At 66.0% G+C, this 23,041-nt stretch carries 20 protein-coding genes, 1 tRNA gene and 1 rRNA gene; 8 read left to right on the plus strand and 14 right to left on the minus strand.

Annotated features, from left to right (window positions below; all coding sequences use genetic code 11):
- Positions 1-18 precede the first annotated feature (18 nt).
- The 3 genes from rrf to QNO06_RS02885 all read left to right on the plus strand — a co-directional run bounded on the left by rrf (position 19) and on the right by QNO06_RS02885 (position 2,144).
- Positions 19-135: ribosomal RNA gene (gene rrf / locus QNO06_RS02875) — 5S ribosomal RNA — on the plus strand.
- A 131-nt stretch (positions 136-266) separates the two neighbouring features.
- A complete protein-coding gene (locus QNO06_RS02880) occupies positions 267-764 on the plus strand; it encodes an SRPBCC domain-containing protein (protein ID WP_227913584.1) in 498 nt (165 codons plus the stop codon).
- Positions 765-773: 9 nt separating this feature from the next.
- The gene (locus tag QNO06_RS02885; RefSeq protein WP_227913583.1) at positions 774-2,144 is read left to right on the plus strand and encodes an FAD-binding oxidoreductase; all 1,371 of its coding nucleotides are present in this window, start codon (positions 774-776) and stop codon (positions 2,142-2,144) included.
- A gap of 62 nt (positions 2,145-2,206) precedes the next feature.
- Here QNO06_RS02885 and QNO06_RS02890 read toward each other — a convergent pair whose 3' ends face one another.
- Complete coding sequence (locus QNO06_RS02890; protein WP_227913582.1) at positions 2,207-3,925, minus strand: glycoside hydrolase family 13 protein; 1,719 nt, start codon at positions 3,923-3,925, stop codon at positions 2,207-2,209.
- A 226-nt stretch (positions 3,926-4,151) separates the two neighbouring features.
- Here QNO06_RS02890 and QNO06_RS02895 point away from each other — a divergent pair, with 226 nt between their 5' ends.
- Positions 4,152-4,667 (plus strand): DUF4190 domain-containing protein, encoded by a 516-nt coding sequence (locus QNO06_RS02895; protein ID WP_227913581.1) that lies wholly within the window; start codon positions 4,152-4,154, stop codon positions 4,665-4,667.
- Positions 4,668-4,694: 27 nt separating this feature from the next.
- On the opposite strand, the gene QNO06_RS02900 is transcribed toward QNO06_RS02895, so the two are convergent.
- The 4 genes from QNO06_RS02900 to QNO06_RS02915 all read right to left on the minus strand — a co-directional run bounded on the left by QNO06_RS02900 (position 4,695) and on the right by QNO06_RS02915 (position 9,655).
- Positions 4,695-6,056: a DUF4032 domain-containing protein gene (locus QNO06_RS02900; RefSeq protein ID WP_227913580.1), complete on the minus strand. Its 1,362-nt coding sequence runs from the start codon at positions 6,054-6,056 to the stop codon at positions 4,695-4,697.
- A gap of 106 nt (positions 6,057-6,162) precedes the next feature.
- Complete coding sequence (locus QNO06_RS02905) at positions 6,163-7,251, minus strand: ABC transporter ATP-binding protein (RefSeq protein ID WP_227913579.1); 1,089 nt, start codon at positions 7,249-7,251, stop codon at positions 6,163-6,165.
- Positions 7,252-7,418: 167 nt separating this feature from the next.
- Positions 7,419-8,195 carry a trehalose-phosphatase gene (otsB, locus tag QNO06_RS02910; RefSeq protein ID WP_227913578.1) on the minus strand — a complete coding sequence of 259 codons (777 nt, stop codon included), beginning with the start codon at positions 8,193-8,195 and terminating at the stop codon, positions 7,419-7,421.
- Complete coding sequence (locus QNO06_RS02915) at positions 8,195-9,655, minus strand: alpha,alpha-trehalose-phosphate synthase (UDP-forming) (RefSeq protein WP_227913577.1); 1,461 nt, start codon at positions 9,653-9,655, stop codon at positions 8,195-8,197. The genes otsB and QNO06_RS02915 overlap by 1 nt, the downstream gene beginning before the upstream one ends.
- Positions 9,656-9,824: 169 nt before the next feature.
- Here QNO06_RS02915 and QNO06_RS02920 point away from each other — a divergent pair, with 169 nt between their 5' ends.
- A complete protein-coding gene (locus QNO06_RS02920) occupies positions 9,825-10,694 on the plus strand; it encodes a DsbA family protein (RefSeq protein WP_227913576.1) in 870 nt (289 codons plus the stop codon).
- 152 nt (positions 10,695-10,846) lie between these two features.
- Positions 10,847-10,923, plus strand: a tRNA-Thr gene (locus QNO06_RS02925).
- Between the two features lie 162 nt (positions 10,924-11,085).
- Here the strand turns inward: QNO06_RS02925 and QNO06_RS02930 are convergent.
- Positions 11,086-12,642, minus strand: coding sequence for an LTA synthase family protein (locus QNO06_RS02930; protein WP_227913575.1), 1,557 nt, complete (start codon positions 12,640-12,642; stop codon positions 11,086-11,088).
- Positions 12,643-12,829: 187 nt separating this feature from the next.
- Between QNO06_RS02930 and QNO06_RS02935 the strand changes: the two genes are divergently transcribed.
- A complete protein-coding gene (locus QNO06_RS02935) occupies positions 12,830-13,654 on the plus strand; it encodes a histidine phosphatase family protein (RefSeq protein ID WP_227913574.1) in 825 nt (274 codons plus the stop codon).
- Positions 13,655-13,784: 130 nt separating this feature from the next.
- Here the strand turns inward: QNO06_RS02935 and QNO06_RS02940 are convergent, their stop codons facing one another.
- The 8 genes from QNO06_RS02940 to QNO06_RS02975 all read right to left on the minus strand — a co-directional run bounded on the left by QNO06_RS02940 (position 13,785) and on the right by QNO06_RS02975 (position 21,568).
- Positions 13,785-14,393, minus strand: coding sequence for a collagen-like triple helix repeat-containing protein (locus QNO06_RS02940; protein ID WP_227913573.1), 609 nt, complete (start codon positions 14,391-14,393; stop codon positions 13,785-13,787).
- A 75-nt stretch (positions 14,394-14,468) separates the two neighbouring features.
- Positions 14,469-15,059, minus strand: coding sequence for a DUF4352 domain-containing protein (locus tag QNO06_RS02945; RefSeq protein ID WP_227913572.1), 591 nt, complete (start codon positions 15,057-15,059; stop codon positions 14,469-14,471).
- Between the two features lie 181 nt (positions 15,060-15,240).
- The gene (locus tag QNO06_RS02950; RefSeq protein WP_227913571.1) at positions 15,241-16,155 is read right to left on the minus strand and encodes a PfkB family carbohydrate kinase; all 915 of its coding nucleotides are present in this window, start codon (positions 16,153-16,155) and stop codon (positions 15,241-15,243) included.
- Positions 16,156-16,189: 34 nt separating this feature from the next.
- A complete protein-coding gene (uriT, locus tag QNO06_RS02955) occupies positions 16,190-17,614 on the minus strand; it encodes a uridine transporter UriT (protein ID WP_442860179.1) in 1,425 nt (474 codons plus the stop codon).
- Positions 17,611-18,558, minus strand: coding sequence for a uridine-preferring nucleoside hydrolase UriH (gene uriH, locus QNO06_RS02960; protein ID WP_227913570.1), 948 nt, complete (start codon positions 18,556-18,558; stop codon positions 17,611-17,613). Before uriH ends, uriT begins: the two co-directional genes overlap by 4 nt.
- Positions 18,559-18,927: 369 nt before the next feature.
- Positions 18,928-19,179 (minus strand): hypothetical protein, encoded by a 252-nt coding sequence (locus QNO06_RS02965; RefSeq protein ID WP_227913569.1) that lies wholly within the window; start codon positions 19,177-19,179, stop codon positions 18,928-18,930.
- 245 nt (positions 19,180-19,424) lie between these two features.
- A complete protein-coding gene (locus QNO06_RS02970; protein ID WP_227913568.1) occupies positions 19,425-20,354 on the minus strand; it encodes an NADP-dependent oxidoreductase in 930 nt (309 codons plus the stop codon).
- A gap of 41 nt (positions 20,355-20,395) precedes the next feature.
- Positions 20,396-21,568: an SDR family oxidoreductase gene (locus tag QNO06_RS02975; protein ID WP_227913567.1), complete on the minus strand. Its 1,173-nt coding sequence runs from the start codon at positions 21,566-21,568 to the stop codon at positions 20,396-20,398.
- A 201-nt stretch (positions 21,569-21,769) separates the two neighbouring features.
- On the opposite strand from QNO06_RS02975, the gene QNO06_RS02980 reads away from it, so the two are divergent.
- On the plus strand, positions 21,770-23,041 hold the full coding sequence (locus tag QNO06_RS02980) for an MFS transporter (protein WP_227913566.1): 1,272 nt from the start codon (positions 21,770-21,772) through the stop codon (positions 23,039-23,041).

Consider the following 23,041-nt stretch of genomic DNA (forward strand, 5'->3'; position numbering starts at 1 on the left):
TGGTGCGGGTGGAAGGGTTACGGCGGTCATAGCGTGGGGGAAACGCCCGGTCCCATTCCGAACCCGGAAGCTAAGACCCACAGCGCCGATGGTACTGCATCCGGGAGGGTGTGGGAGAGTAGGTCACCGCCGGACAAATTGTGGGGTGAGGCCCGTACCAGTGTTGGTACGGGCCTCACCTGTTTAACCCGGGAATCGATGCCTGGGCGGCCTTCCGGTGCCCTGACTTTTCGAAGCCCCGCGGCCGTGGCGATAGGGTGGAAGGCATGAGCTTTTCCTTGTTTTCACATGCGGAGGAACCCGTTTCCGTCCCCGCCGACGGTGCTTCCCGGGCCGCCGTTGCAGAGGTAGTTGCCTCCTGCCGGGTGCCTCGGGACCAGCACGAGGCCTTTAACGGTTTCACCGACTACCTGCACCTGTGGTGGCCGGAAGACCTGACCGAGTTTGGCGAGGGAACCCACCCCGAGTTTGAGGGCGGTGTGCTGACCGAAACCGGACCCGACGGCGAAACAGCGGTGTGGGCCACGGTGCGAACCAAGGAGCCGGACAACAGCTTGGAAATGGACTGGGTGGCCGGCCATAGCCCCCGAATCCCTACCGACGTACGGGTCGAGTTCACGCCGGATGCCGATGGAAGCACCAAGGTGACCGTCCGCCACGGCGGACTGGAGCGGCTTCCGGAACCTGCCGAAGAATACGAGCGGATCAACGGCGAGTGGGAAGAGATACTGGACCGCTACGCGAGGTTCATGGGCGCGCGGTAGTCTGCTGGCATGTCCCTGGATGCCTTGCAGAACCTGCCCCTCGCCGGCCCCGGGCTGCACATAGATACATCGCCGGAGATCCGGGCGATGTATGCCACGGATCAGGGCCCGGTCCTTGAATACATCGAGCCGTTGGCCGTTGTGTGGGCAACAAGCGTTCGGGATGTCCAGGCGGTGATGCGCTGGGCCACGGAAAGCGGCACGCCTGTGGTGACCCGCGGAGCCGGCACCGGAGTGTCCGGCGGGGCGCACGCTACGCCCGGGTGCATCGTCCTGAGCCTGGAGCGGATGAACCGGATCCTGGAACTAAATGCCGAGGACGAGACCGCCGTCGTCGAACCCGGTGTTATCAATGCGGACCTGAACACCGCGGCCGCAGGTTACGGGTTGATGTACGGCCCGGACCCGGCGAGCTACCGGATTTCCACCATCGGCGGCAACGTGGCAACCAACGCCGGGGGACTGCGCTGCGCGAAGTACGGAGTAACCCGCGATGCCGTACTCCGCCTGGACGTTGTCCTTGCGGACGGAACGCTGATCAGCACCGGACACCGGACCTTTAAGGGCGTGGCCGGCTATGACCTCACGGGGCTGTTCACCGGTTCGGAGGGCACCTTGGGGGTTATCGTGGGCATCACCGTGCGGCTGCGGTATATGCCGGTCCAATCCTGCACCATCGCTGCGTTTTTCCCGGACTTTCCGACGGCGGCGGCAGGCGTTCTCGCCATTGGCGCCCAACGGGTGCAGCCCGCCATCCTTGAACTGCTGGACGGCGCCACGCTGCTGGCCCTGGACGAGGTGCACGGCAGCAGCCTGCGGCACCGGGGTGATGCCCTTCTGCTGGTTCAAACGGATGGGTTCGGCGCTGACGCCGAGGCGCAGGTGGTGCGTTCCGTGCTCACCGAACTGGGCGGAAGCGTCACGATGGAAGGCTCGGAAGAGGCGGAGCACCTGGTCGAATTGCGCCGGCACAGCCGAGGGGACCCCGTAACCGGGCGCGTGCGTGTCGGTGAGGACGTCGCCGTCCCGCGTTCATTCCTGGTCCGGTACGTGGCAGAGCTTGAGCGCATGGCAGCGGACCACCGGGTGAACCTGAAGGTGGTGGCGCATGCCGGAGACGGAAACCTGCACCCGACCTTCTGGGTGCAGGACGGCGATACGGACGGCCGACAGCGCCTGGACGCGGCGTTGGACGAGTCCATCCGCGTTGCGCTGGCGCTGGGCGGCACTATCACCGGTGAACACGGGATAGGCCAGTTCAAGCTGCGCTGGCTGCCGGAAGAACAGGCAGCGGAGCTGCTCGAGCTCCAGCGCCGGGTCAAAACGCTTTTCGACCCGGCCGGAATTCTCAACCCGGGCAAAGCCGTTCCGGGGGTTTAGTTGCAGGCGGGGGCTTCGCTCCAGCGGCGGGCAGAGGTGCAGGGAGCGCCGCAGGGAACCGCCTACGGATCCAGACGCATCCATACGGTGCGGTTCGGGCGCAGCCGGTCGCCTTCCAGGGCGTCGCCGGCGCTGCCCAGCAGCAACGGAAGGTGGGGCAGCTGCACGGGGAATTCACCCATGTTCATGGCCACTAGGATGCCGCCGTTAACAAAGGCAACCAGCCCCTCGGCGTCGTGCTCCGGCCACCACGCCAGCGAGCCGTCGCCCAGACGCAGCTCCCGGCGCAAAGACAGAGCTCTGCGGTACATGTGCAGCGTGGATTCGGGGTTGTGCTGCTGGATGTCCCGGGAATGCCTGCCCCAGATGGGCGGCTGCGGCAGCCACGTCTTTCCTGCATCGCTGAATCCGTAGCTGGGCCGGTTGGCCTTCCATGGCAGCGGCACCCGGTTTCCGTCCCGACCCACCCGTTCGCCGGCGGTGCGGTGGAAGGTGGGATCCTGGCGGAACTCGTTGGGAAGCAGGGTGTGGTCCGGCAGGCCCAGTTCTTCGCCCTGATACAGGTATACACCGCCTGGCAGTCCGAGCATCAGCAGCGTAGCGGCCCGCGCCCGGGCCAGGCCGAGTTCCATGTTGGGCTGTTCGTCGAGGGGTCCAAGCCCGTCGCCGGTCCGCGGTCCGGCTCCGGTCAGGCCGAAGCGGCTGGTGTGCCGAACGACGTCGTGGTTGGAGAGCACCCAGGTGGTAGGGGCTCCCACTTTGTCGAAGGCGCGCAGCGAGGACTCGATGACGTGCCGGAGGTCCGGTGCGTCCCACCGGTGGTGCAGGTAGGCGAAATTGAAGGTCTGGTGCATTTCGGCGGCCCGCACCCAGTCGGTCAGCCGGTCTATCGGGTCGATGGTCGCTTCGGCGCACAGCACCCGGTCTCCGTCGTAAGAGTCCAGGATTTTCCGCCAGGACCGGTAAATGTCATGGATGCCGGGCTGGCCGAACATGGGGGCCTCGGCCCCTGGGTAGCCCTCGGAGGAGGACCCGTCGGCGCGGCCGCCCCAATCCGGCAGCCCGGATTTCTTGATCAGGGCATGGGCGACGTCCACGCGGAAGCCGCCGACGCCGCGATCCAGCCAGAAGCGCAGGATGCGTTCAAACTCGGCATGCACGGCCGGCGAGTCCCAGTTGAAATCCGGCTGGGAGGTATCAAAGAGGTGCAGATACCACTGACCGGGCATCCCGTCCGCTTCGGTGACGCGGGTCCAGGCGGGGCCGCCGAAGTGGGACTGCCAGTTGTTGGGCGGGTTTTCGCCGTGCTCTCCGGTGCCGTCGCGGAAAACAAACATGTCCCGTTCGGGGGAACCAGGGCCGGAGGCCAGGGCGGCTTGGAAGAGCGGATGTTGGTCGGAGCAGTGGTTGGGGACCAGATCCACGATGACGCGGATGCCGTGCCGGCCGGCTTCGGCGACGAGGGCGTCAAAGTCCTCCAGCGTGCCGAACATGGGATCCACGGAGCAGTAATCGGCAACATCGTAGCCGGCGTCCTTCTGCGGGGAGCGGTAGAACGGGGATAGCCAGACGGCGTCGATGTCCAGTTCTGCCAGTGTTCCGAGTTCTGCGGTGATGCCCTGCAGGTCTCCCACACCGTCCCCGCGCAGGTCCCGGAACGAGCGGGGGTAGATCTGGTAGATCACTGAAGAGCGCCACCATTCGCGTGAGGCTGTCGCCTCGTGGACGGGGACCAGGCGCAGGTCGGGACGGCTGAAGGTTTCAGCCAATTGGTTCTCCATCTGGCGGCTCCTTCTAGGGTCCGGAGAAAGGGCAGGGGGTACATTTCCATTTAACGACTCCTGCCAGCTCTAGTCCGGGCTGTGCGTAGAAGGTCACAGGAGATTAGGCTCACCCTGCTTAGGGCAGCTTGCGGGTGTTGGCTAGGATTGGGCTACGTCACACTGACGTCCTGCGCAGGAACTATTCGCCCTGTGCTACGTACACCTATTCCAAGGGGAAAGCGTCGTGTCAGAGAACAAGCCGGAGTGGCAGCAGGGGAACGCGCCGGACGGCGGCAAACCGGCCAACGCAGATCAGTACGGTTACGGTCAGCAGCCGTACGGTCAGCAGCCCGGTTATCCCGGCTACGGCGAGCAGGACCAGTCTGGTTACGTGCAGCAGCCGTATCCTGGCTACGGTGAGCAGGATCAGTCCGGGTACGGCCAGCAGCCGTACCCCGGCTATGGCCAGCAGGGCGCCTACCCCTCATACGGCCAGCAGGGCGCCTACCCCTCATACGGCCAGCCGCCAATCAACCCGGGTCAGTCCCTGGGCCTGGCCGGGCTCATCACCTCGTTTTTCGCACCGCTCGTTGGGCTTATCTTGAGCATCATCGGCTTGAAGCAGTCGCGAAAGGCGGGTATGAGCAACGGAATGGCCGTGGCTGGCATCGTGATTGGCAGCCTGTTAACCGCGCTTTTCATCATTTACATCATTGTCATCATCATTGTTGCGTTCTCCGCGCCCAGCTACGGTTACTGAGCCCCGCCGTCGCCACTGAGCCCCGGCCTAGGAAGGGGCTCCACCCGCGTCAAGGATCTCCATGGTCCGGGTGTCGGTGCTGAGCAGGATGGCCGCTTCATCGCGCCGGTGACGCAGGATGGTGTCCATATAGGACTGCACGGCCTCGGCCATGGGCACATTCCGGTTGGCTTTCTCTGACATGTACCAGCGGTGTTCGAGCACCTCATGGACTACTTCGGCCGCTTCCAGCTTGCTGCCCAGGTCCCGTGGAACAGCTTTGACAATCGGTTCGAAGACTTGGGTGACCCACAGATGGGCGCTCAGTTCCTCATCCAGCTCCGGGTGGTTGGTCGCACGGTAGGAATCCATGTCATTGAGCAGCCGGCGGGCCTGGTTTTCCTGGGCATCAATTCCCGTTAGCTGCAGCAGCCGGCGCTGGTGATGGCCGGCGTCGACCACCTTGGGCTGCAGTTGGACCTGGGAGCCGTCCGGCGTCGTGCTGATGGAGAGCTCGTCGACGTCGAAGCCCAGATCGTTCAGCCGCCGGATTCGGGCGTCCACCCGCCAGCGGTCCGCCAGCCCGAAGGATTCCTGCTCGGTCAGCTCTGCCCAGAGTCCGCGGTAGGAGTCCATGATCCGTTCGCTGGTGGCCAGCGGGTCCACCGACTCTTCGATCAGGCCGCCTTCGGCCAGGTCCATGAGCTCCCCGGCAATGTTGACCCGGGCAATTTCAAGGTCGTATTCGCGCTGCCCTTTGGAGAGCTCGGGGTATAGCTCCCCGGTTTCTGCATCCACCAGGTAGGCGGCAAACGCTCCGGCGTCGCGCCGGAACAGGGTGTTGGACAGGGAAACGTCGCCCCAGTAGAAACCCGCCAGGTGCAGGCGTACCAGCAGCAGCGCCTGAGCATCGATCAGCCGGGTCAGGGTGACTTCCCGGAGGGTCTGGGAGAAGACAGCACGGTAGGGCAGGGAAAAACGCAGGTGCCGGGTCACGAGGACGGGCTGCAGTTCTTCCCCGTTGGGGTCCAAGCGCCCGGTGATGACTGCCACCGGGGCCACGGCCGGGACATTGAGCCGGCGGAGCTTGCGCAGCATGTGGTACTCCTGCCGCGCCACGTGCTCGCTGGTTTCCTTGATGGCGATGAGGGAGTCACCCAGCCGGGCAAAGCGCACCACGTGGCGGGAGATGCCGCGGGGGAGGGCGGCGAGGTTTTCCTTGGGCCATTCCTCCAGCGGGATGTGCCATGGCAAATCCAGCAGGGCGGGGTCCATGGAGGCTGCCGTGATGTTCAGCGAACCAAGGGTATTGATCCGGTCAGTTGAGGCGCGTGTGGTGCGGGGCAGCTTGCCGGCCTGGTCCCAGTCAGTGGGTTCGTTCTGCCAGTTGGCGGAAGCGGAATCTGTCATAGGCGAAAGCCCTTACGTCTAGAGCAAGCGGTAACGAAAAAGCGGTGGCTCCCCACCCAAAAGTTTAGTTGAGCAAGGGAGCCACCGCATATTTTTCTGAGGACGCTTATGCCTGTTCCGCCAGCCGTTCTCCGCTGGAGGTGTCGAAGAGGTGCACATGGCCCTTCTGCGGACGTACGTGGAGGGTGTCGCCCTTCATCGGAGGACGGCGTCCGTCAACGCGGACCACAATAACGTGCTCGTTGCCGTCCAGCGTGGTGTGTCCGTACACGTAGGCGTCGGCGCCGAGTTCCTCGACCACGTCCACGTCAACCCGCAGGCCTTCGCCCTCGGTGACGATTTCCAGGTCTTCGGGCCGCACACCCAGGGTCACCGTGTTGCCGGCAGCCTGGCCGAGGACGGCACTTTCCACCGGGTACACCGCGCCGCCGAACGCGACGCCGCGGTCCACCACAGGCAGTTCTAGGAGGTTCATGGCAGGGGAACCGATGAAGCCGGCCACGAACACGTTCTTGGGGTGGTCGTACAGGTTCCGCGGGGTATCGACCTGCTGCAGGATTCCGTCCTTGAGCACCGCTACCCGGTCGCCCATGGTCATGGCCTCAACCTGGTCGTGGGTGACGTAGACGGTGGTGACCCCGAGGCGGCGGGTCAGGGAAGCGATCTGGGTGCGGGTCTGGACGCGCAGCTTGGCATCCAGGTTGGACAGCGGCTCATCCATCAGGAAGACCTGCGGATTACGCACAATGGCTCGACCCATGGCCACCCGCTGGCGCTGGCCGCCGGAGAGTGCCTTCGGCTTGCGGTCCAGATAGTCCTCGAGGTCCAGCAGCTTCGCTGCCTCGCGGACGCGTTCCATCCGCTCTTCCTTGCCGATGCCAGCGATCTTCAGGGCGAAGCCCATGTTGTCCGCAACGGTCATGTGCGGGTACAGCGCGTAGTTCTGGAAAACCATGGCGATGTCGCGGTCCTTGGGCGGAACATCGGTGACGTCGCGGTCACCGATGAGGATCCGGCCGGAATTCACGTCTTCGAGCCCTGCGAGCATGCGCAGCGAGGTGGATTTTCCGCAGCCCGAGGGGCCTACGAGAACCAGGAACTCGCCGTCGGCGATTTCTAAGCTGAGGTTGTCAACCGCGGGGCGTTCCGTCCCCGGGTACAGGCGTGTGGCCTGGTCAAACGTTACCGTTGCCATGGTATTTCCCTTCACGGGCAGGTACGTGCCCGACGATCCGTTGTGAATGGAGAGCTATGTAGTTGAGGTCATGAACCGGCGGCAGGCATCGGCAACGATGCTGTGAGCTGGTTCACAGGGTCAGTATTGCATAGGTTCCGTACTGCTGGGTGCCGGAGCTGCGGACGCTATCGGCCGACGACGGCGCGGCGCAGCCGCACCAGTTCCTCCAGCACCTCGGTGAAGGCTTCAGGGGACGCTGCGCGGTGTGCGGCGGAGGTGTCGCCCTCGCCCACCTTCACGCCGACGTCGCCCGGCGCCAGCGCTTCGAACCCGCGCTCGTCCGTGACGTCGTCGCCGGCAAAGAGCACCGCCGTCGCACCGGTCAGTTCCCGCAGCGCCGTGATGCCTTCGCCTTTGTTGGTGTGGACCACGGAAGCCTCCAGCACCGACTTGCCGTCCGTGACCTGCACTCCGTCCAGCAGCTGCAATTCGCGCCGGACCGCGTCGGTGGCCTCCGCAGCGACCACGGCTTCCATGCCGCGGGTATGCAGGACGACCCCGGCCGGCTTGTCTTCCAGCCGGGAACCCGGGTGCAGGGCGGCCACGGATTCCACGGCCGCGCGGGCGCGGTCCAGCAGCTGCGCCTGCTCGGGGGTCAACTGCAGCGGTTCGGCGTTGGGCCCCGTCCAGGTCTCAGCGCCGTGGCTGCCGATCAGCAGGGTCTCCGGGTCGGGGGAGGCCACGCTGCGCAGGCTGTCCAGGGCACGTCCGGAAATCAGCGCGGTATCCGTCCGGGGCAGGGCTGCCAGCGCCCGTACAGCAGCCGCGGAACCTTCCAGCGGCCGGGCGTCTTCTGCCCGTTCCACCAGCGGCGAAAGCGTGCCGTCGAAGTCCACCGCCACCAGCAGCTTTTGGGTCTGTGCCAGCGATTCCAGTGCTTCCTGCAAGGCAGGATCGATCATTAGTCCTCCCGGTCCTGGTCCTGTTCGAGCGCGTCCAGGAAGTTCCGGGACCAGCGTTCGACGTCGTTCTGCAGTACCTGCCGGCGCATCAGCCGCATCCGGCGGCTGGCCTCGCGGGCCGGCATGTTCATGGCCGTGAGAATGGAGGCCTTCAGGCCGTCAATATCGTGCGGATTGACCAGCACAGCTTGCCGCAGCTGATCGGCGGCACCGGTGAACTCCGAGAGGACCAGCGCACCGGTGTTGCCCGTGCGGGCGGCCACGTACTCCTTGGCCACCAGATTCATGCCGTCCCGAAGGGCAGTAACCAGCATTACGTCGGCGGCCAGGTAGAGCGCCACCATTTCCTCCACCGGATAGCTGTGGTGAAGGTAGCGCAGCGCGGTATTGGAGATGGTGTCGTAGGTGCCGCTGATCCGGCCCACGGTGCCCTCCACCTCCTCGCGCAGCAGGCGGTACTGTTCCACGCGCTCGCGGGAGGGGCTGGCGACCTGGATCATCGAAGCGTTCTCGACGGTGATTTCGCCGTCTTCCAGGAGTTCCCCGTAGGCCTTGAGCCGGTGGCTGATGCCCTTGGTGTAGTCCAGCCGGTCCACGCCCAGCATCACGGTGTCCGGGTTGCCCAGTTCACGGCGGATCTGCTTGGAGCGTTCAATAATGTCTTCGCGCTGGGCCAGTTCCGCGATCTGCGCAGCGTCAATGGAGATGGGGAACGCTTCAGCGCGGGAAACGTAGGACAGCCCGTCCTCCGTGGTGACGTGCACCTGCTGCTGGCGGATGGTGTAGCCCGCGAAGCGGCGGACGCAGCGCAGGAAGTTGCTGGCATCCGAGGGCCGCTGGAAGCCGATCAAGTCAGCGCCGAGCAGGCCTTCAATAATGTTCCGGCGCCAGGGCAGCTGGGCGAAGATTTCCAGCGGCGGGAAGGGAATGTGGTTGAAGAAGCCGATCTTCAGGTCCGGCCGTGCCTTGCGCAGCAGCTGCGGAACAAGCTGCAGCTGGTAATCCTGAACCCACACGGTGGCGCCCTCCGCTGCCACGGAGGCGGCGGCGTCGGCGAACCGGCGGTTCACGGTGCGGTAGGCATCCCACCAGGTGCGGTGGAACTCCGGTGTGGCAATGACGTCGTGGTAGAGGGGCCAGAGGGTGGCGTTGGAGAAGCCCTCATAGTAGAGCTCCACCTCGTCGGTGCTCAGCGGAACCGGCTTCAGGTGCATGTTGTCGTGGTCAAACGGTTCCACGGTTTCATCGGGTGCGCCCGGCCAGCCCACCCAGGCCCCGTCCGCCTTGGCCATCACCGGCGCCAGCGCGGTAACCAGCCCGCCGGGGGAGCGGCGCCACGCCTCGCCGTCGTCGGTGCTTACCCGGTCCACAGGGAGCCGGTTGGAAACCACGATGAAATCGAAGTCGCCATACCCGTCCGGCACGTCGCCCTTGCTGCTCGGATCGGCCTCAGCGTTCACGAATGGCACCCCTTAGTTGGTTAGTCGTATATTGCCACTCTATCGAAGCGCGGAAACTTTGTACCGTCCCCGGGCGTTGGCCAACGGGCGGGTTGTATGTTCCGCCTACACTTGGAGATGTGCCCAGAGGCCCCGGAAACGCGGCCGGCGTTGAGAGACATGAGGAACTATGACTGACCGGAATCTTAAGCCGACCAAGTCGGAGCGGACTGCTGCTGCGCGCGAACAGGCCCGCGCCATGCGCGAGGCGCAGCAGAAGAAGGAACACCGCAACCGGCTCCTGATCCGCTGGGGCGTGGTGGTAGCCATCCTTGCAGTGGTTGCCCTGGTGGCGGCAATTGTGGTCAACAACGTCAACAGCAAGGTTCCCTCCAGCGGGGAATCGCCGGCCAATGCCAACGAGTACGGCGGCTTCACCCTGACCTCGACCAGTGCGCTGGAACCCACCGAGCCGTTCGACGTGGACGTGGATTCCCTCGGCGAAGCTCCGGACCAGGCGGATGAAAATGCACCGGTCCCGCCGGGCATCACCGCGGGCGAGCCGGGCCAGCCTATCCCGCTGGTGGAGTACGTCGACATCAACTGCGTGCACTGCGCTGATTTCGCTGCAACTTACGACGATCAGATCGCCAAGTGGCTCGACGCCGGCGAGATCACGTACGAGTACCGCACGGTCGCGTTCCTGGACGGCGGCTCGCCCACCAACTACTCCTCACGCGGTGCCAATGCCGCAGCCTGTGTTGCCTCCGAGAGCCCCGAGTCCTACTGGGACTTCATGAAGGCCATCTTTGCCCAGCACGCCAATGGCGAGGTGGATAACGCCGGACTGGTGGACATGGCCGCTGCCGCCGGCGCGGACGCTGACGCGGTGGAATCCTGCATCGACGACGGCACCTACCGTCCCTTCGTGAAGTACGCGGACCAGATGGCGCGGATCGACGGCATTTCCGGCACTCCCACCGCCTTTGTCAACGGCAGCGAAGCCGACCTGAATACCTTCGTGGAAACGGTCCAAGCGGCAATCGACGCCAACAAGTAACAGGAGCCACCCGAGCGTCCGTTCCCCGTGAAACACATCCGGTTTCACGGGGACGGGCGCTCTGGGCTAATCTTGTCTAGCGCCGTTTCTCCGGTTGGTATATCCGGCTGGCAACGGCTGCGTGAATGGCGGGTCTGTTCGACCGCCAGCACGCCCCCTTAGCTCAGTTGGCCAGAGCACCTGTCTTGTAAACAGGGGGTCGCCGGTTCGAATCCGGCAGGGGGCTCCACCAAACCCCTCCTGATCGGCAATACGCTCGGTCAGGAGGGGTTTTTCTTTGACGACGCAGCGCGTCTGCGTCCCTCTAGCGGGCGGCAATTCGGAAGACGACGTCTTCCTCAACCCCGGGCACGACTATCCCCACCCGGAACGGTTTCGGGCTCGGCCGGAGCTACTGCTGGGTGCCAGCCCCGGCCCAGGCCTTGGCATAGAACCGCGGGGAAAGTGACTCCAGCAGCTCCGTGTAGGCCTCCTGGCCCATGGCCTGCGCCGAGCTCCCGGGAACCTCCGTGGCGAAGGCCGATACGCCCAGTCCGGCCTCTCCGCGCTCGAGGGTGAGGCCTGCTGCCTCCAGGATGGTGGGGTACATGTTCAGCTGGTCAGAGCCGGCGCGCAGCGTACTGTTCGCCGGCGTCTCGCCCGGAACCCAGATCCGGTTGAAGATGGTCCGGTTCTCGTGGTCGTCCAGCTGCTCGTGGAAAGCGTCCCCGGCACTCATGTGCTTGAGGTGGTCGCCCATGATCACCACTGCGGTGTCGTCGAGGTAGCCCTGCTCCTTCATGTACCCGATGAATGAGGCCACCTGGGTCATGGAGCAGGAGAAGACCGACGTGACCTCGCTGTCCGTGTCCACGTCGCAGTAGTCGTAGATGTGCACCGGTTCGTGCGTGTCCAGCGTCAGCATGGTGAGGTTGAACGGCCGGCCCGTCTTCTCAGCTTCGGCGTGGAGGTCGTCCAGGGTGTCCCTGGCATGGGCCATCAGGCGTTGGTCGCTCAAGCCCCAGTCCTTGCGGAAGTTTTCCTCCGGTTCGCCGGCAGCCCGCCAATCGGAGAGGCCCTTGACCGCGGAATAACCGTGGCTGTACAGGAAGGTGTCCTTGGCCGCGAAAGAAGGATTGGCGCCGCCCAGGAAGACGTTGGTGTAGCCCTGCTCGTCCAGGACGTCGCCCACGCAGGTGGCACCGCCCAGGTACGTTTCGGCCCCCTCATCGATCCCGTTGTCGGTGGCACTTCCTCCGCCTGCCCCGTTGCCCTTCAGGGGGATGCCGCACTGGGTGGACGCGAGGCCGGCCATGGTCCATCCGCCGCCTTCGTACTGCTGGAAATCGGCCACGGTCTGCCAGCCCTCTTCGGCCTTCGTGGCTTCTTTCAGGGGCGCGAACGCGTCCTTTTCAAAAAGCTGGTCGTCCTCCAGGGTCGCTTCGCCGGATTCGAGGTAGATGACCACAAGGTTGCGCTTCTGATCCGCGCTGGTGACCGTGGGCTCCACGTAGTAGTCACCGACGTCGTACTTGGAGTTCGCCGCCTTGATGTAGTCGCCCAAACCCACGGTGGTAGCGAAGGCGGTGGTACCGGCAAGGACCACCGCGGCCACCAGGAGCGTGGAGAGGGGCCGCATGAACGGCTGCGTGCCACGGGAGTCCGGGTTGCCGTTGCGGAGGCGACGGCGGCGCCTCGAGGAGCGCCACAGGGCGATGGCGACGGTGATCAGGAGGGGGACAACACCGATGCCCAGGATGCCGATCCATACAATGGCCCCGCCGCCGCCGTCGGTCTCCACGGAAACGAGGTTCATGAGCATCTGCCCGACGGAGATTTCACCCCAGAAGAAGCGGATGCCCACGGCGGCGATGAGCGCCGCCAGTCCAAGCCAGATCAGGGCATAAACCAGGATATGTGCCGCGACGAGGCCAACCCGTCGTGTCACATAGAGAATCCGGCCAGACATGCCCACACCTCGCGTTCCAGATGCCCGCTTCCGCGGGCCACCCTTGACACCCGACCCTTTGCCGGACACTGAATCTTATTGCCACGGCGGTTCCCATTCAACTCCTGCCCGGTTGCGGTTAGGCAACCGCCCCGGCCTTTAGGATGTACTAGCGCAAAATAGTCGTCCCACCTATCAGGAGCCCTCCATGGTCATGCCCCGGAACCTCTTCCTCGTTCGCCACGGACAGAGTGAAGCGAATGTGATGCAGCGGGCAGCCAAGGCCGGGGACCCGAGCCTGTATACCGAAGAGACGATGACCGTCCCGGACCGCTCCTGGCGGCTCACGGACCTCGGCGTGCAGCAGGCAAAGGTCGCCGGAGCATGGATCGCGGAACAGAATGTCCAGTTCGACCGCGCCATGGTCTCGGTCTACACCCGGACCCGCGAGACCGCCGCCCATCTGGGGCTGGATGTGCGCTGGGAGGAGAACCGGGTGATCCGTGAGCGTTCCTGGGGCGAGATAGGGTCCATGTCGAAGCAGGATTTCGCGCAGAAGTATTCGCAGAATGCTGCGTACCGCGACAGCGACCCGCTGTACTGGGCCCCTCCGGCGGGGGAATCCATTGCCAACGTCGCCGAGAACCGTGTCCGGAACATCCTCAGCACCCTGCACCGGGAAAACGCCCGGGACAATGTCCTGCTGGTGACCCACGGAGAATTCATGTGGGCCACGCGCTTGGTCCTGGAACGCTGGAGCGATGAAGAGTTCCTGAAACGGGATGCCGACAAGGAGCAGCTGATCCACAACTGCACTGTCCTGCAGTACACCAGCACCGAACCGGACAACCGCAACAATGTCCGTGAAAAGCTCAACTGGGTCCGCCGCTGCTGGCCGGTGTGCGTCGACGGCGAGTGGACCATGTTTGTCGGCGAATGGGAGGAGTTTGACCGGAAGTACTTCACGGGGGAGGAGCTGATGGAACGCGCAGAAGCGAACCGGCATTTCCTCCTGGGCTCCTTCGGGAACTGACCCAGCCGGCTACGTTCCCTTCCCGGCAGCGGGTGCAGTGCGGACACACAACAGTCAGCCAGCACAGAACGACGGCGCCTCCCGAAAGGGGGGCGCCGTCGTCGTTGGGATTCCCGGAGCTGGCCGCGGACTAAGGAGCCAGACCGGCCTTCTGCTGCAGCCGGTACTGTTTCATCATCTTGAAGTACCCCGGAACCGGTGTCAGGTAGAGCTGCACCGCGGCCAAAACCAGCGCCAGGATTCCCCACCAGGCCAGGAGGTTTGTCAGAGTCACGAGGCTCACCACATGGAGCGCGGCATAGATGGTCAGCACAATCCGGGCCCAGTTGCGGCCCTTCCGGACAAAAACGGCAGTGAGTACGTTAACGGCAAGGCAGATAACGCCCATCGCGATCAGCAGGACAAGGCCTACCGCCACGGCGGGGTCATCTGCCCGGGCGCCGGCATCGTTGACCGTTGCATAGAACACCGCAATGTTGACGGGAATGGCCACCACGGTCAGCACCAGGGCAACGATCTGCAACCAGAAGGACGAGTCCACCTGCTTCGGCCGCTGCGGCATAACCGGGGTCCCCGGAGCACCGGGGGCACCATAGGCTCCGGGAGCACCATAGGCGCCCGAGGCTCCCGGCATGCCCTGAGGAGCACCCATCGGTCCAGGCGGCACCGGCGGCGAAGCCGGCTCCGGCGCCGGCGGATAGGCATTGAAGCCGTTGTTGTTTTCCTGCTGTCCTTGCATCTTTCCCCCCATATGAGATGGTCGTGCGGCGGGACCGCCGCATTATGTCTACCCGGCACCGGCCGGGAGGTCCTGCTAGGGCATCTTGAAATGCGCGACGTCCTCGCGCTCGCTGTCGGACAGGATCAGGGTGTGCGGTCCGTCCTCGACGTCGAAGGTGAGGTAACCGGTTACCTCTTCCCCGGCGGCAACGCCGTCGGCCCACAGGGTGCCTTCGTCAATGTATAGAGCTTCGGCCGCATTGAAGCGGCCTTCCGAGTCCATGAAGGTGAAATTGGTGGAACGGGCGTCAGTAACGCCTTCTTCCGTTTTCCAGATGACCTGAACCCTTTGGAAGCCCTTTTCCGGCATGGTGGTGCTGCTCCGGGCTGCCACGGATTCGGCTTCCTCGACGGCGACGACCGTGACGCTCGCTACGTTGCCCTTGCTCATGGGCACGGTGACGGTGTCGCCAATGTTGTTGACGTCAATGTCGGCTGCCTGCGTCGAGGTGTTCCGTGAGGGCGTTTGTGCCGTATCGCCGGCGTCCGCCGATGATTCGGCTGACGGACCGCCCGAACCCCCGGCCGAGTCACCGCCCGGATTCCCGGCCGAGCAGGAGGCGAGGGACAGGCCCAGGGCCACGGCCGCTGCGGGCAGCAGCAGGCGTTTGGGGAACAACGGCATCGGCAACCTCTTTCGTAAGGAATTTACGCAGGGGGTACCTGGTGCTCATTCCCCCCGGCAGAGCTGAACCCTGTCCCAAGAAGGCGGGTTCAACCACGAAGAATACCGCACACAAAAACGGCCGGGCGCCGGAAGGGGATTGCCATCCCGTCCCGGCACCCGGCCGTTGGCAGCAGCAGCCTCAGCCGGCCAGCTCCAGCAGTGCGGAGTAGGAGGACTGTGCTCCCTCCCGGGTGGCTGCCAGCGCTCCGGCGCGGGCAGCGAAGGTAGCCGCCTCCGCCAGTGAATCGCCCGCTGCCAGCCGGGCGGCGGTGGCTGCGGTGAAGGCATCACCGCAGCCGGTCGTGTCCACCGCAGTGACCCGGGTGGGGGCCACAGCGAGTATCCGCTCGCTTCCGGCTGCCGTCCCGTCCAGCACGACGGCGCCGTCCGCACCCAGGGTGATGATCGTCCGCCGCACGCCGAGCGCACCCAGCGCGGTGATGACCTCTTCCCAGTCCGCGGCCGGATCGGCAAGGCCCGTCACGAGGGCCGCTTCATGGGTGTTGAGCAGCAGTACGTCCGTCAGGGCCAGCAGCTCCGCGGGAACTTCCTGGTACGGGGAGAGGTTCAGGAGCACCTGCGCTCCGGCCTGCTGCCCGGCCCGGGCAGCAGCGGCAACCGCTTCGAGCGGAACCTCCAGGCTGAGGGTCAGCACTGCGGCACCGTCGAACAGGTCCGCCGGAAGCTCGGCGCCGGTGACCGTGCCGTTGGCACCCGGGGAAACGATGATGGTGTTCTCTCCGGCGGCGTCCACCACGATCATGGCTGTGCCCGTCGCAGTGCCGGTGCGGCGCAGGACGCGGGAAGCGTCCACACCGGCACCGGCGGCGGCCTTCAGCAGCAGGTCCCCGTGCCCGTCGGCACCGACGGCGCCGAACAGCCGGACATCGGCGCCCAGGATCGCTGCGGCGGCGGCCTGGTTGGCGCTCTTGCCGCCGGGCACAATCACCAGCTCCGAACCGTTGAGGGTTTCCCCGGGGGAGGGAAAACGGTCAGTACGCACGGTCAGGTCAGCGTTCAGCGACCCTACAACTACAACTTTTCCGGCAGGCATGCGGGGAATTCTCCTTGACGAGGGCGGGCGGGGTTCAGCGGGCGGCCGGCGCGGCGGCAGCCACTTCGGCAGCGGCCGGCTTGGGGATAAGGAAGGACGCAGCCAGGGCCAGGACGAGGATGACCAGACCGGCAACAATACCGCCGTAGTAGCCGCCGGCCCCGCCGTCGGCCGGTGTGGCGGCGGTCTTCACCGCGTAGATCACGGCGAAGCTCAGGCCTGCGCCCAGATTGAAGGCGCCGGCGTTGAGGCCGGGCAGGAAGCCCGGGTTTTCCTTTGGGGAGAGCACAATGCCCAGGCCGTTGAGCATGATGTTGCCGATGCCCGCGTAGGTGATGCCGATCAGTACCGAGACGCCGAGCAGGCCTGCCTTGGAATCGCTGCCGACCACCAGCAGCACCAGCGCCAGTGCGATCACGGAGCCGATCATGCCGATCCGCAGGACCTTGCCGTAACCCCAGCTGGCTGCCAGGCGGCCGGCAATGGGGCCGAGAACCAGGCCGGCAATGGCGTACGGGGTGAGGGTCCACCAGGCGGACTCCTCGGCGCCCATGCCGAACCCGATTGCGCCGTCCTGCGCCAGGGCAGGCAGGATGCCGTTCATGATGGCAAACACGCCGGTCATGGTGAGCAGCGTGGTCAGCAGCAGCGCCCAGGTGGACCGCCGTTTCAGCAGGTAGGTGGCCACCAGCGGCTGTTCCGTGCGGTTTTCCACCTTCCAGAACACTGCGAAGGCCACGACGGCAACGGCCATCAGCCCGATCACCAGCGGCCAGTTGGCTGCGGCCAGCTTGCCCGCTTCGTTGAATGCGGTGAGCAGGGTACCCACGGAGATGACCAGGGGCACCACACCGACCCAGTCCATCTTTTCCTTCTTCTCGGCCCGGGATTCCGGTGCCAGGAAAAGCAGAAGGGCGGTGGCGACGGCGCCCACGGCGGCCATGGCCCAGAACACCGAGGAGAAGCCGTGGTTTTGCGCCAGATAGCCGCCCGCCACGGCGTCGATGCCGGCAATGCCGCCGTTGACGGCGGTGATGACGCCCATCAGGGTGCCGTACAGCTTCGCGTCGCGGATTTCCACGCGAAGCATGATCAGCGTCAGCGGCACCACGGGCCCGGAGACGCCCTGGATCAGGCGGGCCAGGAAGAGGACTTCAATGTTCGGGGCCAGGGCAGCCACCACGGAACCGAGGGTCAGGACCACCAGCATCCCGGACAGGACTTTCTTGCGCCCGATGATGTCGCCGAGCCGGGGCAGGAACAGGGAGAAGAGGGCGGCGGCGGTGAAGAACGCCGTCTGGGTCAGGCCGACGGCGGCGGAGGTGGTGTCCAGTTCCTCTTCGATAGTGACCAGGGCCGGCGAGAGCATTGAAGCGTTGAGCTGGAACGCCACGCAGGCGGCCAGCAGTGCGGCCATGAGGGCGCCGACGTTGACCCGGCGGCGGGCGATTTCACTCACAGGTCGACCTCGCCGATCCGCTCGAGGGCGTCCACGACCAGGTCCCAGAACTTCTGGTGGTCCAGGTCCACGGCCACTGAGGTGTTGCAGTCTTCGGGGGCCGGCGCGCGGAAGTCTGCCACCGTCATGCCCAGGGTCAGGGTGCCGGTCAGCTCCACATCGAGCGGCACGCGCCGGGTGGTCATCACCGAGGGGTCGATGACGTAGGCGACAGCGCACGGATCGTGCACCGGCGGGAAATCGAAGCCCTGCGCGTCCTTGTAGGCGTGGCCGAAGAAGTCCAGCAGTTCGCCGACGAACTTGGCGGGCTTGGTGCCGACGGCAGCGATACGGGCAGCCACCTCGTCCGTGGCCAGGGCCTGGTGGGTCAGGTCCAGCCCGACCATGGTCAGCGGCCACTTCTCGTTGAAAACTATGTGGGCGGCTTCGGGGTCGATCTTGATGTTGAATTCAGCCACGGCGGACCAGTTGCCCACGTGGTAGCCGCCGCCCATCAGGACAACTTCCTTCACGCGTTCGGCCAGGCGGGGTTCCTTGCGCACGGCCAGGGCAATGTTGGTCAGGCCTGCGGTGGGGACCAGGGTGACAGTGTTCGGCTCGTGCGCCATCACGGTATCGATGATCAGGTCGACGGCGTGCCGGCGGTCCAGTTCGAGGGTGGGCTCGGGCAGCGCGGGTCCGTCCATGCCGGAATCGCCGTGGATGTCGGGGGCGTTTTCGATGGTGCGGACCAGGGGCCGGTCACAGCCTGCCGCGAAGGGGACGCCTGTGATATTTGCGACACGGGCAATCGCCAGCGCGTTGCGTGTCACCTTCTCCAAGGTCTGGTTTCCGACGACGGTTGTCACCGCCAGAAGGTCGATCTCCGGGCTGCCGTGGGCCAGCAGCATGGCGACCGCATCATCATGGCCGGGATCGCAGTCCAGGATGATTTTGTGGGGCATTGCATCTCCGCTTCGTTGGGGTTCTCCCGCCGGGGCCGAAATCCCGGCGTTGCAGTGCCCCGCTCTGGCACGCCGGCCGGCCCGCAGCGCTGCGGGCGGTCAGTGGAGTGGAGTGGCGTGCCGCTGCCCGGAGGGCCCCTGGGTGAGGGTGCCGGACAGCGCCGGACCCCCAGTTGGGGCGGGCACTGCATTTAACGATATCGGCGTCCGGAGCCCTAAACTCCGCGGTGCTCCGCGGCCGCCGGCCGGCTGTCGGCACGGATTTGCCTCGCTGCAGACCGGTGCCTATCCTTGCCCGCGGCCGCAACGGAACCGGCCGGCACCCGAAGGTGCCGGCCGGCCGTGGGTCCAACCGTGGAGCGGCTACGCCTACCAGCGGACCTTGCGCTCGCGGGGGCCTTGCCGGGTGGTGTGGGCCCGGGTGGGCTTGGTGTCCTTGCCCAGGCTCTGCCAGCCGGGCAGGCCGGCTTCAGCCGGGGGAGCAGGACGGTCGCGTCCGTCTCCTCCGAGCTGTGCCTCGGCCGAAGGGGCCAGGTTGATGTGCAGGTCCGCTGCCTGCCCGGATAATTCCGGTGAAACATGCAGCGGGCTGGTGGTTGCCTTCTTTTTTGGTGCACGCATGGTGGTACTCCTGTCACTGGCGCCGTCGACGCCGGCACGGGCCTTCCGCGGGCAGGCCAAAGAGCGTTGCCGCAAGCGGGAAGTGCAGACGGAAGGACTCGGAGGCCGCGCCTCAACAAGCTGGAAATGGTTGTCTGCGAAAGTTCGAGAGGGCGCAGCAGCGCGCTACTCGAAAGTCAGAATCTTCATGCCCCGGACCCTAGCAGTGCCGCGCGTGCCGGGGATACCCCCTGCCGTAAAAACCGTTAGAAGGTGAGCACAATCCGGCCGCGCAGCCCGCCGGCTTCCAGCCGTCGGTGGGCTTCGGCGGCCCGCTCGGCCGGCATGACGTCGGCAATCCGCGGGCTCAGCAGGTCAGCCTCGGCCAGGGCGCGCAGCCGGTCCAGTTTCGCGCCGGAATGGTATTCCTGAACCACCCGGATCGGATGCACCCTCACGCCGCGGCCGGGATCACCGTCCCATCCGCGGTAGGTGGCGAACCCGCCGTCGTCGCGCACCGCCCGGGCAGCCAACCCGTTCATGACGGCAGCGTCAGCGACGGCGTCGACACCCTCGGGGAAGAGTTCGAGGATCCGCTCCGCGACGTCGTCGCCGCGCTCCACCACATAGTCGGCACCCAGGGCGGAGACGAGATCGGCGTCCTTGTCCGCTGCGTCGGCCACCACGGTGAGCCCGGCCTCCTTGGCAAGCTGGACCAGGTAGTTCCCCAGTGTTCCGGCCGCACCCGTGACGGCCAGGACCTTCCCCTCGGGCAGGGCCAGCTTTTCCAGGGTCTGGACGGCGGTCAGGCCGTTCATTGGCAGGGTGGAGGCAGCCTCCAGGCCGATGCCGCCCGGAATGCGGGCAACGGAGTCTGCCGGGGCCACCAGGTACTGGGCGTAGGCGCCGCGGCGTCCTTCCCGGGGCAGGGCCAGGGCCATGACCTCGTCACCGATCCGCCACCGGGCGCCGTCGCCCACCTCGTCCACAACACCGGCAGCGTCCATGCCGGGAATGTAGGGCGGTTCCATCCTGCCCATATCCTGGGCGCCGGAGCGCAGCACCGTGTCCGTAGGGCTTACCGCGGCCGCGCGGACACGGATGCGGATTTCGCCCGGGCCGGCATGCGGCTCGGGCGCCTCGAGGATCTCCAGGACCTCGGGGCCGCCGAAGGTGCGGACGCCAACAATCTTCACGGGGAACTCCTCTTGGGTGGTGCCGGTGGTTTCCGAACAGGTCAGGCGGCGGGGCCAGGAATGATTTTCTGTGCTGCCAGGGCGTCGAAGAGCTCCAGGAAGCGGTCCTCCGAATCCAGGCAGTCGCCGAAACCGGCCTGCCGTGCCTTGATGGTGGAAGAAACGTTGTCGAACTCCGAGCGGAAAATGAAGTCGGCGAACTCCCAGCGCACCAAATCCGCATACGGTGTCTGCTGCAGGCCGTACCGCTCGGTCATCTGCTCCCACAGCTCGGCGTACTGCGGCATGGCGTCCACCAGAGGAACGGGCTGCGGTTCGGCGTAGTCCATGCCGAAATGCTTAGCGAATGCCGGCCAGAGCTGCCGCCACCGGAACTGGTCACCGTTGGTGATGTTGAAGATTTCCCCGGCGGCCGCCGGCTCCGACCCGGACCAGACCGCGGCCCGGGCCAGCAGCTCGGCATCGGTGACCTGGTAGAGCGCATCGTAGGCGGCCACCGTGCCGGGGAAGCGCAGCGGCTGGCCCAGTTCCCGGCTGACGGCGGCATACACGGCAATGGCCATCAGCAGGTTCATGGGGTTGCCGGTGGCGTAACCGATCACGCCTTCCGGGCGCAGCACGGTGAGTTCGAATCCGCGCTCCCGGGCTGCCTGGCGGAGCAGGTCTTCCTGGTCGTAATAGAAGTTGGGCTGGATCAGCCGCGGGTCGCGTTCCTTCGCCGGGGCGTTGAAATAGCCCAGATGCGCGCCATAGGCCTTGCCGCCCTGGTACAGCGTCACGTGGCGCAGCGGAGCACCGGCCGAGCGCAGCGCGTCCAAGGTGTTGCGCAGCAGGGCTGTGTTGACCTCGGATAGTTCGGCCGACGTCGGGCGCTCAATGTAGGCGCCGAACACCAGGTGTGTGGTGTCCGACGCCGCGGCAAGACCGTCGCGGGCCGTGCCGGCGTCGAGGAGGTCCACGGAGAGGTGCTCCCATGCGGCGGCCGGGACCGGGCGGCGGCTGGCACCGCGGACCTTCCAGCCGCGGCGGGCATACTCGTCCGCGGCATGCCGTCCGATGACGCCGCCGGCACCCGCCACGAGGACCACACCGGATGAGGGCCGGTCCGGTGCTGCCTGCTCGGCCGAACGTGCCTGGTCCTGCTCGATGATGCCGGGCAACGGGTTGGCGCCGGCGTGCGATTCGGCGGTTTCGGAGACGTTGTCCTGATTCATCGGTCCTCCTGGTGCTGACCTGCTGTACGGAATGGTTCCCTTTGACCATAACGATTATCAGGGTACTTATGAAAATGCCTGCGGGGCGGCGCACCGTGGTCTTGCGCACTTCCCGGCCGCTGGTCTCTTAGGGTGACTGGACCCGTTGGTGCCGGTCAGTCCGCTCTCCGGGTGAACAGACGGGCTAGCGGGGGAGCGGCATTGGGCAGCACATCGGGTTCCATCTGGTCCAAGCGTGCCTTCCGGGGGCTGTGGCTGGCCAACGCGGTGGAGCATGCCGGGCATGCAGTGGCCATGTTCGCCGTCTCGGTAGCAATGATCACCGTCCTGGACGCCACCGAGGCCGAGGTAGGCCTGGTCGCGCCGCTGAGCAGCGCGGGGCCGCTGCTGTTCGGGCTGGTGGCCGGAGTAGCGGTGGACCGCTGGGGCCGGCGCCGGACCATGTTCACGATGACCTGGATCCGGGCGGCTGCGTACGGCTGCGCCGTGGCCTTGTTCTGCCTGGGCTGGTTGGCTGCATGGCAGCTGCTGGCGGTGCTGGTGGTAGTGAGTATTGCGGACTCGTTTTTCATGGCCGCCCAGACATCGCTGCTGCCCATACTGGTGGGAAGGCCACGGATTCCTGAGGCCGCCTCATCCCTGATGGCAACCGACCAGGTGATCTCCTTGGTCGGTCCGGCAGCCACCGGGCAGCTGGTGAAGCTGCTGCCGGCACCCGCCGCGCTGGGGCTGAGCGCCCTGGCCCAGCTGGTGGCCGCCGTCGGCCTGGCCCGGCTGCCCGACGACGAACCGGGCACGGCGAAAACTGAGCGCCCGTCCGTCCGAGCCGCCGTCGCGGACGGCTGGCGGTTCATGACCGGCCATCGGCTGCTGCTGGCCATGGTCCTGACCGCGGCTACGAACAACTTTGCTGCGGGGCTGTACCAGGCCGCGGAAACCTGGTTCATCTTGGAGGAGCTGGCATTGGATCCGGCTGTTTTCGGTGCCGTCTGGTCCGTCAGCGCCGTCGGCGGGATCCTTGGCGCGGTGGCCGCTCCGAGACTAGGACGGGCGATCGGGCCGTTGCGTGCCATGCTGCTTGCCGGCCTGATGATGCCGCTGAACTTTGCCCTGATTCCGCTCACCGCTCTGTGGCCGCAGCTTGCGGTGCCCAGCATAGGGGTCTCCTTCACGCTGTTCGGACTTGCGCTGGGGTTCATGAGCGTCAACGGCACGGCGCTGTTCACTCAGCTGACCCCTGACGCGATGCTCTCCCGGTTCTCGGCCACCCGCCGGACCATCACCCAGGGCAGTTTTGTGGTTGGCGGGCTTCTGGGTGCGATGCTGCTGGCCGTGGCCGGTGCCGTGCCGACGCTCTGGGCGGCCGTGGCCATTGCCCTGCTGCAGGGCGTATTCCTGTTGCGGATGGGGGTTCCACGCCGGGGCGGCCCGACGCCTGCCGAGCTGCCGGATGAGGTGGCTGCCGCCACGTAG

The sequence above is a fragment of the Arthrobacter sp. zg-Y20 genome (genome assembly GCF_030142075.1).
Lineage (GTDB): Bacteria > Actinomycetota > Actinomycetes > Actinomycetales > Micrococcaceae > Arthrobacter_B.